This is a genomic window from Chamaesiphon polymorphus CCALA 037, assembly GCF_003003845.1.
Classification (GTDB): domain Bacteria; phylum Cyanobacteriota; class Cyanobacteriia; order Cyanobacteriales; family Chamaesiphonaceae; genus Chamaesiphon; species Chamaesiphon polymorphus.
The window spans coordinates 1-9,356 of sequence record NZ_PVWO01000212.1; the positions used below are offsets into that span (position 1 = coordinate 1).

10 protein-coding genes are annotated in these 9,356 nt (G+C 43.2%); 7 read left to right on the plus strand and 3 right to left on the minus strand.

Going from position 1 to position 9,356, the window contains the following annotated elements; genetic code table 11:
- The first annotated feature begins 250 nt into the window (after positions 1–250).
- The 5 genes from C7B77_RS16160 (at position 251) to C7B77_RS16180 (ending at position 5,789) form a co-directional block, all read left to right on the plus strand.
- A complete protein-coding gene (locus C7B77_RS16160; protein ID WP_106306873.1) occupies positions 251–1,453 on the plus strand; it encodes a DUF1822 family protein in 1,203 nt (400 codons plus the stop codon).
- A 238-nt stretch (positions 1,454–1,691) separates the two neighbouring features.
- Positions 1,692–3,800 (plus strand): CHASE2 domain-containing protein, encoded by a 2,109-nt coding sequence (locus C7B77_RS16165; protein ID WP_106306876.1) that lies wholly within the window; start codon positions 1,692–1,694, stop codon positions 3,798–3,800.
- A gap of 123 nt (positions 3,801–3,923) precedes the next feature.
- A complete protein-coding gene (locus tag C7B77_RS16170) occupies positions 3,924–4,502 on the plus strand; it encodes a hypothetical protein (protein ID WP_106306879.1) in 579 nt (192 codons plus the stop codon).
- Between the two features lie 211 nt (positions 4,503–4,713).
- Positions 4,714–4,941 carry a hypothetical protein gene (locus tag C7B77_RS16175; RefSeq protein WP_106306882.1) on the plus strand — a complete coding sequence of 76 codons (228 nt, stop codon included), beginning with the start codon at positions 4,714–4,716 and terminating at the stop codon, positions 4,939–4,941.
- A 299-nt stretch (positions 4,942–5,240) separates the two neighbouring features.
- Positions 5,241–5,789: a COP23 domain-containing protein gene (locus tag C7B77_RS16180; RefSeq protein WP_106306885.1), complete on the plus strand. Its 549-nt coding sequence runs from the start codon at positions 5,241–5,243 to the stop codon at positions 5,787–5,789.
- 3 nt (positions 5,790–5,792) lie between these two features.
- Here the strand turns inward: C7B77_RS16180 and C7B77_RS16185 are convergent, their stop codons facing one another.
- From C7B77_RS16185 to C7B77_RS16195, 3 genes are all read right to left on the minus strand, one after another.
- Positions 5,793–6,644, minus strand: a complete 852-nt coding sequence (locus tag C7B77_RS16185; RefSeq protein ID WP_106306888.1) for a DNA/RNA non-specific endonuclease — start codon at positions 6,642–6,644, stop codon at positions 5,793–5,795.
- Between the two features lie 57 nt (positions 6,645–6,701).
- The gene (locus C7B77_RS16190; protein WP_106306891.1) at positions 6,702–7,007 is read right to left on the minus strand and encodes a DUF2973 domain-containing protein; all 306 of its coding nucleotides are present in this window, start codon (positions 7,005–7,007) and stop codon (positions 6,702–6,704) included.
- A gap of 162 nt (positions 7,008–7,169) precedes the next feature.
- Complete coding sequence (locus C7B77_RS16195; protein WP_106306893.1) at positions 7,170–7,499, minus strand: DUF2605 domain-containing protein; 330 nt, start codon at positions 7,497–7,499, stop codon at positions 7,170–7,172.
- A gap of 245 nt (positions 7,500–7,744) precedes the next feature.
- Here C7B77_RS16195 and recA point away from each other — a divergent pair, with 245 nt between their 5' ends.
- Positions 7,745–8,824, plus strand: a complete 1,080-nt coding sequence (gene recA / locus C7B77_RS16200; RefSeq protein WP_106306896.1) for a recombinase RecA — start codon at positions 7,745–7,747, stop codon at positions 8,822–8,824.
- A 248-nt stretch (positions 8,825–9,072) separates the two neighbouring features.
- Positions 9,073–9,356, plus strand: a 284-nt coding sequence (locus C7B77_RS16205) for a gamma carbonic anhydrase family protein (RefSeq protein ID WP_425430826.1), incomplete at its 3' end; no start/stop codon positions are given.

Here is a 9,356-nt window from a genome sequence, read left to right on the forward strand (position 1 = left end):
CCCTACGGACACCCCTGTCTTGTCTCGCTAAACCCTCTCCTTCTCTACGCCAACGCGTAGCGTCTGCCTGTGCCTACGGCAGGCTATCGCCAACGCAGAGGAGGGGATTTTCGACCCCAGCCCTCCTGCCTTTATAAGGGGGGTTGGGGGGTACACCAACCGCTAACGAAGTCTAGCGGAATTGTATATAAAGGGTAGCCCCCATTCAAACTTACCCAATACCGTCACAGAATAAAAAAGGTAACTACTAATGCTATTAATCCTGGAACAAATTAAAGAGATCGATCCTGAAAGTACCTGGCTAGAAATCGCGCCAACAGATATCGAACAAGCCCAGCCCGATTTCCAACTTTATGCCAATGATACCGGATTACATCATGCGCGACTAAATCGATTGTGCTTAAATAAATTTCAGACTTGGTTAACAGCAGGAGAAGTTGCTAATCGATCGAGCTTTTCTGAAACAGAACTTCCTGCAATGTGGGATCTAGTACTCGGCGTAGCCATTGATATAGGTAAAACTAGAGTTATATTAGTTCCTACCGAATTACTCGATCGCAGTGAATTACGAATCCCTCAAGAATGGGTGGATTTACCCAATTGGTTGGGTGATTACTATCTCGGCGTACAAATAGATTTAGAATCTAACTTAATGAGTATTTGGGGCTTTACATCCCATAGATTCCTTAAAGAAAGAGGACAATATAATGCACTCGATCGCACTTATAGTTTGGATAGCGATTTCTTAGTCAACAATCTCGATCTACTCAGTTTGGCTGAAGAATTAGAACTATCCGAACGCACTACTGTTGATGAATTACCGAGCTTATCTTTAGATACCGCCTTAGATTTAATTCGAGAATTGAGCGTGCCTTCACCCTACTCGCCGCGATTTAACATCGATTTCCCATCATGGGGAGCGATTTTAAATAATCCCAACTTGCGATCGCAATTATATTATACTCGCCTGAAGGAAACAGCCCAAATACGAGCAAATATCCAATCGATCGATCGCGCATCCGTACCGAGCTTTAAATTGATGGATTGGGTACGTCAGGAATTTACAAATACGATCGCTAGTGGCTGGAACAGCTATCGCTCTGATGCGGTACTTTCGCCTAGCGATAACCAGACGATCGAACGATCGAAATTAATTAATTTACAAGTCAATCTCCAGCAAGAAACTGTTATTCTCTTGATCGGGTTAGTTCCTCAATCAGCCGAACAGATCCGCGTCGTCGTGCGAGTGCATCCAGCCATCGGTTCTCGCTATTTGCCCGCACAGTTACAGTTAAACTATTTAGATGAAAATGGTATATGTTTACAGACAGCAGTAGCAAGAACGAATGATAACTATATTCAGTTGCCTAGATTTACTTGTCCAGTAGGTGAAGAGTTTAATATTCAAATTAAACTAGATAATGCTAACGCAGTCGAGCGTTTTATTGTTTAAATGATAACTATATTCAGTTGCTTAGATTTACTTGTCCAGTAGGTGAAGAGTTTAATATTCAAATTAAACTAGATAACGCTAGCACAATCGAGCGTTTTATTGTTCGATCGATAATTTGCTTGTAGTGATTTAAATAATTAAAAACGTGGCAAATATTTAAAAACTTATATATGAAAACCTTGCATCACGATCGGTATATTCAAACAGCTTAAGTGGAATAAATATAATTATATCAAAAATGGACTCGATCGAAATTATTATTAAACTGGGCACTGGCTCGATCGAAGATGGTTTTAATACTGTCAATATCGATCTCAAGTATGCTGGCACCACCCACTGGGAAAATCGGAGTTATTTACCTCCCAACCCACAGTTAAAGCAATTATTAAATGAGTGGCAGACTTTATATCCTCACGTTATTAGATTATCGGGCGATCTCAATTTTTTAGCTCCAACTTTTGAGGCTGTAACAGTACGCAATGTCTCCAGTCACGATATTAAAGAGATAAACGATCGATTTGCCGTAGTGATAAACGACTGGCTTAATAGCGGCGACTTTGGAGAGAATGTCAATAAATTGAGAAGCGATCTCGCTCCTCGCGATCGGATACTAGTTATTATTGTCAGCGAACGAGCCGATATTTGGCGATTACCTTGGCATTATTGGAATTTTATTACCGATCGTACTCATGCAGTAGAAGTATTTTGTAAACCGAGAAATACCAAGCTATCTGCAACTAAGCCACAATGTAATGGTAAGGTAAATACACTCGGACTGATCGGGCAAGATCCGCAATTAAATCTCAATCTTGATTTTTTAAAAACTCTCCCTCAAGCAAGTCCGCCAAAAATATTAAAAACCATTTCTGCTTATGATGTTGGTAATGCTTTAAATTGCGATCTACCCTGGGATATTTTTATTTTTAACGGACATGGCGACACGCTAGAAGATGCAGCTACTCAAACAGGAATTATCTATCTAGATAACGATACGCCTCTAGAAATTAGTCGGCTGAAAATAGAAATTAAAAAAGCTGTCAATCGGGGATTGCAAATTGCAATTTTTAACTGTTGTAGTGGCTTAGGATTAGCCGAACAATTGAGCGATGTCAATATTCCCTATATTATCGTCATGCGCGAGAAAATACCCAATCTCGTCGCTCAACAATTTTTACAAGATTTACTCGATCGCTACAGTCGAGGTAACAGCTTTCCAGCAGCTTTTAAATATGCCAGAGAACGATTGATTTTATCTGAAGGTGGATTTGCAAGCGTAGCTGATTGGCTGCCAATTTTATTTTACAATCCCCTCAGTAACCATGTAACCTGGCGCGATTTATCGACAACACCTCTCAGAGCATGGACTCCACTCAGAGTCAGAGCATTTTGTCGCGATCTCATTCATCCTAAATACCGGATTTGGAAAACTGTAGGAATTAGTTTCATCGTATCGGCGATCCTGCTAAAATTACAGCCAACTTTGCTAGCAAAAGTTCCGATCGAAGCAAATATTATCGATTATATCCAGACAACCACAGAAGCCGCAATCTCTCCACAGCCATCCCAAGTAGCGATCGTCAATTACGATCGAGCCTATTTTTTTGGCAATACTCTCAATGATGACAGCGAGTTAATTGAAATGGTCGAAAAAGTAGAACGAACGACCAAGCAAGTTACCTGGGGAATAGATCTCAATATCAGTAACAATCCGACCATCTTCGATCGATCTAATGTCGTCAATAGGTGTAATAACCATGCTAATACCACCAATGCCGACGATCCAGAGCCATCTAGTTGCGATCGCCAATCATCGATCGAAGCTCTGCTAAAAAGATCTAAGCTCCTGCCATCAGGACAGCACAATTTGACCTGGAATTCCAATTTATTAACCAAAAATTCATTATCAAGAATTTCAGCCAAGATCGATCGAGTCAATTTTAGTGACATCGCCAAGCTGTCTCCCTCCGAAATTAAAAAACTGTTCGACAGCAAGATCGTTCTAGTCGGCATTACTAACGAAAAAGAGATCGCCCCATTTATGAGAAAAGCGATCGAACTCGATCGAATTATCCGTGCCAATCGCCCCCAAAATCCCCTCCCACTGCTCGGTAATCGGTCGATCGGCTTGGAATTCATCTGGATCTTTTTATGGAGTGTCCTGGCGGGAATAATCATGTGGCAGCGGCAGTTATTTCTCCCTCTAGCTATCGGCGGTCAAATCGCGATCGCCGTCCTATTTTTAATATTCGGTCAAATAGTACCAATCTTCATTACCTCGATCGGGATACTCTTAGTCGGTGGGGTTATTTACACGATCGAGCATCTTAGCCTCGATCGAGCTGCATAATTCGATCGGACTTGTCCGAAGTAGAGTTTAAGGAGCTAACACAGTGAAGTAAAATTAGATTGAAAGTGTAGTTTGTGTTAGCTCGATCCTTAACTGAGGTTTAAACATTAGGAGTTATTTGTCATGAAATCGATTTCAGGGTTAGCGATTATTGCCATTACGATGGGCTTAAATACCGCTCCCAGCTTTGCAGCCAGCCAGTCCTCATCTAACTCGACAACAGTGATGCACTCGATCGAAGAGTTAAATCTTTCCAATCGTCCTTCAAAGAGTGCGACTGAGGCAAGTGGAAATCTCATCGTTCGGGATGTCTTCTCCATCTTTCGGCAACAACAGCAGCGACAAGATCGCCTCAACCAACAGCAACAACAGCAGCAAAATCGCGACCAGCAGCGACAAGATCGGATCGATCGACAAAATCAGCAGCGACAAGATCGAATCGATCTACAGAATCAGCAGTTCCAAGAACGTCGCGAAATCCGCGAGCTTAACGCCAAGCGACAAGAACAAATAGATCTAGCGCGTAAAGAAGCTAGCGAACGAGAGCGGGTCGAAGCAGATCGCCGTTATCGATACTTTCTGAGTCTTTCACCAGCAGCTCAACAAAGATATATTACCGAACAAAGAATTTTACAAGATCGACAAAATGACAGATCGGCAAAAATTGTTGGGCTGATGATTGAGGCAATTATCAGTCGTTAAAAATAGGCTAATTTAATGCCGATCGTGGCTATCAAATAGGGGTATTCCAGATCGTTATGGGATACCCTTATTTGTTGCACTCATGGTATCAAAAATATCTAGTAGAAATTAATTATACTTTTGGATGTTCTCTAATTAGTCGTGCATAATCTCATCGAAAGTGTCCGAACTAGAAAATAACGATAGAATTTTAAACCAGGAGAACAGTCCCATGAAATTAATTAGTTATGTATTAATCGCTTTAGTTTCCATCTCACTCGTCGGTTGCGATACAAGTACTACTCAACAAGGCAGCGATCTCAGTCAAGAAATGTCAGAGCGAGAAATGGATAATCGCAGTAAAAATAGTCCCGACCCCCAGTCTTCGCCAACACCGCAACCGAGTATCGATCCTTTTTATGGTAACGGGCCTGGTGGATCTTTCTACGGCAATAAATAGATCCGATCGATCGAGTAGTTAAATTCTTGCTTTGCGTCTAGGCGCAGAGCATTTTGTATTTATTACTGCATATGCAATTAAATTAAATAATTACAATCGAGAAATTAACGCACTCTCACGACAGATCGACTCGTTATAATCACACGATCGTAGTAACTAAGTTTGATTTGTTCCAAGCCTTTACTTTATGCTCTGGAAATTCATATTACGATCGAACTTAGTACTGCTTCCTAAACATGCAACTTGAGAAAATAATCGAGCGCAAATATCTGTAATCTCTTTTCAATCAATCGACCAATATGAAAATCCTCTGCTACCAAATTGCTCTATCATTCACGATCGCTAGCTTACCTTTACAACCGACTCTAGCTCAACCCCAACATCTGGATGTAGCATTTTACTGTGGACGCGTTCAAATTCAAGATTCAGGAGAGCGAAAGATGATGCCTGCGACTGTAGTTCAAGTCAAAGGAACTGAAGGAGAGCGAACGCTAGTAGTCTGGAAAAATGGATTTAAAAATATGTCTCCTTTAGAGCGTTGTGAGACTGTTTCTAAACGATTCCAAGCAGCTTGGCAGCGAGGAGATTTTAAAAAATTTGCTCCTCAGTCAAATAATAAAAATGGTCTGGGCATACTTTGTGCTCTGAGTTTTCAAGGTAAAGCATGTACAGAAAAAGATATCTTATTTACAGTCAAAAATGCTAATGAAGCTAATAAGATTGTTGCAGATTTATATCAATCGCTCCAAAATGCAACAGTCGGTAGACCAATCTATCAATCTAGCTCGTCACAATCGATCGATATGCAGGAGTTAATTAATGGTATTAGTAATTCTACCGATAAGTGATGATTATCGATCGATCCGTGCGTAAATAACCTCGCGAATTTCCGCAGGTACGCTGGTAAAAAATTTGTATCCAGTTAACTTTTCGACATCTTTAACTGAAGTCACATATTGTTGCCAAGGATCTGATTTAATCCCTTGCTTATTCGGCATAATAACTGCGATCGTGCGGGTATTTTTATCGACCCCAGCCACGCCAGCATTGGGCTTATCTAGTACCAAAATAACTTTCCAGGTGACAGCAGGTACTAACACTTTACCTTGCCCTACTGTCGCTCTGAGGCCATTTTTACCGATGCCACCCTGTCCGTGTCCGCCAGAAATAATAAATAATTCTTTTCCAGATCTAACGAGTTGACGACAGTAATTTTCTAAACCTACCCATGGCCCCTGATTATTATCGGGCGATTGCGGCAGAATATTCGTCATCAAGAAAGTCTGAATATTATCCTCTGGCGAACGGCTGCGATCTTCCGAATTTGTCATGTGACCGCGATCGAATCCGCTCCCAGTATAGTCCGAAGGCTTGACGCGCTCCCAGCCTGCTGGCAAAGCGTCATCTGGTGCGAATTTACCGACGCGGCGTGCGTCTCCCAGCCACGACTCATTTAGCTGCCACGCCACCCAATTGGGAATGCCTTTATTTTTAGAATAAGATAGCGCGTATTGAGGGCGCACGAGTAGGTAGTTTTCGGAATTACCAGGGGAACTAGTTGCTTGAGAGGGATTCCCCATCAGCAAATTGATATTACCTTGAGTTTCCCCTCCTGAAGGAATGTTAGGATTGCGACAGGCGACAATCGCGATCGCAATCGTCAAAATCAGGAGGTATGCTACTTTGCGCACGGGTGTCAACACTTCAATTTATGCTAGGTGAAGATCTATTCTTACCCTCAGCCCAGCGCGCGAGATATGTTAATTCTCACCCTCAGCCGAACGAGGCAGATCGTTATGATACAACGCATCTAGTCTCGTCCGTGCATCTTCGATACTAATCGACTTCATAATTAATAATGGCTCGGTAGTGACATTGCCCAAATCATCGAGCAATTCGGGATGAGGCACCGCACCAGAGCGATAGCGATAACCTGGGGAGTTGGGATTGTTTATCGATCTAGGTTGTGACGCATCCATGCTAAACCCAATCAGACTGCGGATCAGATTGCCGATCGCCAGAAATGCCAAAATAGTGAAGGCAATTAGATAAATTATTTGTAACATGTCACTGTCCTACACAAAGAGCCAAGAATAGAGGTAGCAAAGGAATATTGGGGCGATATCTGGCAGATCTATGTCAGCAGATCGAAAAAAGCAACATGCACGGGGAGATGTTTGGACTATCGATTCAGCTTTTATGAGAAATTCAGATAACCGAGGTCACCCTTACTCTTCTATCTTAGACTGTTCCGACTGTCTTAACTGCATCGAAACATGCCAACATTCAGTGACAATTTGATGCCAACCCACCATTTGACTGGCTTCAATCCCCGCTTGTCCGCCGACGGCTTGGAATAACATTTTAGCAACACTGACCTCTTGTTGGGCGCGTTCTACTTTGGCTAGTAGCTCGGATTGGGCACTAGGACTCAGAAAAGCAATGCGTTCCCGTTCTAACAATTCTTTCGATCGACCAAACCAGTACTCAAAGTCTACAAGCAAGGGTTGGAGGATACTTTGGAGCAATTCTTGCTCGGATGGTTGCGATTTAGACATGGGGGTGCAAATAGATTGTTTTTATATATCTCTATTATAGGCAATTTTTACAATTCTTAACAAAAAAATTTAGAATTATCGGCTTGGGAGTTAATCGCGCAATGGCGGGTATTATACGAATGACAGTGCGGTAAACTTTGACTTTTAGACCCCATCGGGAGTATAATAGTACCTATGCACCAAGCTTTTGCTAGTTAAACTAAGGCAAGCTAACATCAACTTTCCCCTTGTTCATAGAGGCATTAATGGCAACCCAAATCACAAATAGCCCAGACAGACAGAAAGCCCTGAATTTAGTCCTCAACCAAATCGAAAAATCTTTTGGGAAAGGGGCGATTATGCGTCTCGGTGATGCCCAGCGGATGCGGGTAGAAACCATATCGAGCGGGGCGATGACTCTAGATATTGCCTTGGGTGGCGGCTTGCCCAAAGGTAGAGTCATCGAAATTTATGGCCCTGAAAGTTCTGGTAAAACCACCCTCGCGTTGCACGCCATCTCAGAAATCCAAAAATCGGGCGGTGTTGCCGCCTTTGTCGATGCCGAACATGCCCTAGATCCGACCTATTCTGCGGCACTAGGCGTAGATATCAACAATCTGCTGGTTTCACAACCCGACTCTGGCGAAGCTGCCTTAGAAATCGTCGATCAATTAGTGCGCTCTGCGGCTGTCGATATCGTAGTAGTAGACTCGGTAGCGGCACTAGTACCACGTGCGGAAATAGAGGGCGATATGGGCGACTCGCACATGGGTTTACAAGCGCGACTGATGAGCCAAGCTCTGCGCAAAATCACTGGGAGTATTTCTAAGTCTGGCTGTACGGTAATTTTTATCAACCAACTCCGCCAAAAAATCGGCGTCACTTACGGTAGTCCCGAAACCACCACTGGTGGTACCGCACTTAAGTTTTACGCATCGGTACGACTAGATATCCGCCGCATTCAAACCCTCAAACGTGCTAATGAAGGCGAATATGGTAACCGCGTCAAAGTCAAAGTTGCCAAAAATAAAGTCGCACCACCCTTCCGTATTGCCGAGTTCGATATCATCTTTGGCAAGGGTATCTCTACTGTCGGTTGTTTAGTAGATCTCGCCGAAGAAACTGGCGTGATTACCCGTCGTGGTGCTTGGTACAGCTATGAGGGCGACAATCTCGCCCAAGGACGCGACAACACCGTCAAGTACATGGAAGAAAACGCCGAGTTTGTAGCTAAAGTCCAACAGCAGGTATTGGATAAGCTCAATACTGGCGTCCCTGTCTCTGCCAATACGCTCAAACAAGCTGAGGAAGAGATGGAAGATACTGATGATGATGATGAAGAATAAATTTACAGCTCATCCGAGTGCGAAAGCACAGAGATGAGCTGAGATCTTTTGGGACTCAACTTCAAAGGGGATAGAGGTAATTCTTGAATTACCCCTATCCCTTTTCGATATCGATCGACATCGAGTAAACTTGAGCCTATCTCCACCCTCGATCGATCCACAATCGAGCATCAAATTAACAAATTGGACTTATTTTTTACAAAGTCAACAGATTTATCCATAGCAACACTCGCCAATCCGCAATCCGCATGACTCAATCCCCTCACCACCCAAACTTACCCACCTTCTGGACACCTGTAAATGTCTCTGCGGCTGCATTTGTCGCGTCGAACGCCACTGTGATGGGACGAGTCTCGATCGCATCTGGCGCGAGTATCTGGTATGGTGCTGTAGTACGGGGCGATGTCGAGCAGATCGAGATCGGTGCCTATACAAATATTCAAGATGGCGCGATCGTGCATGGCGATCCCGGACAACCTACCATTTTAGAAAGTTACGTCACCGTCGGACACCGCGCCGTCATTCATTCGGC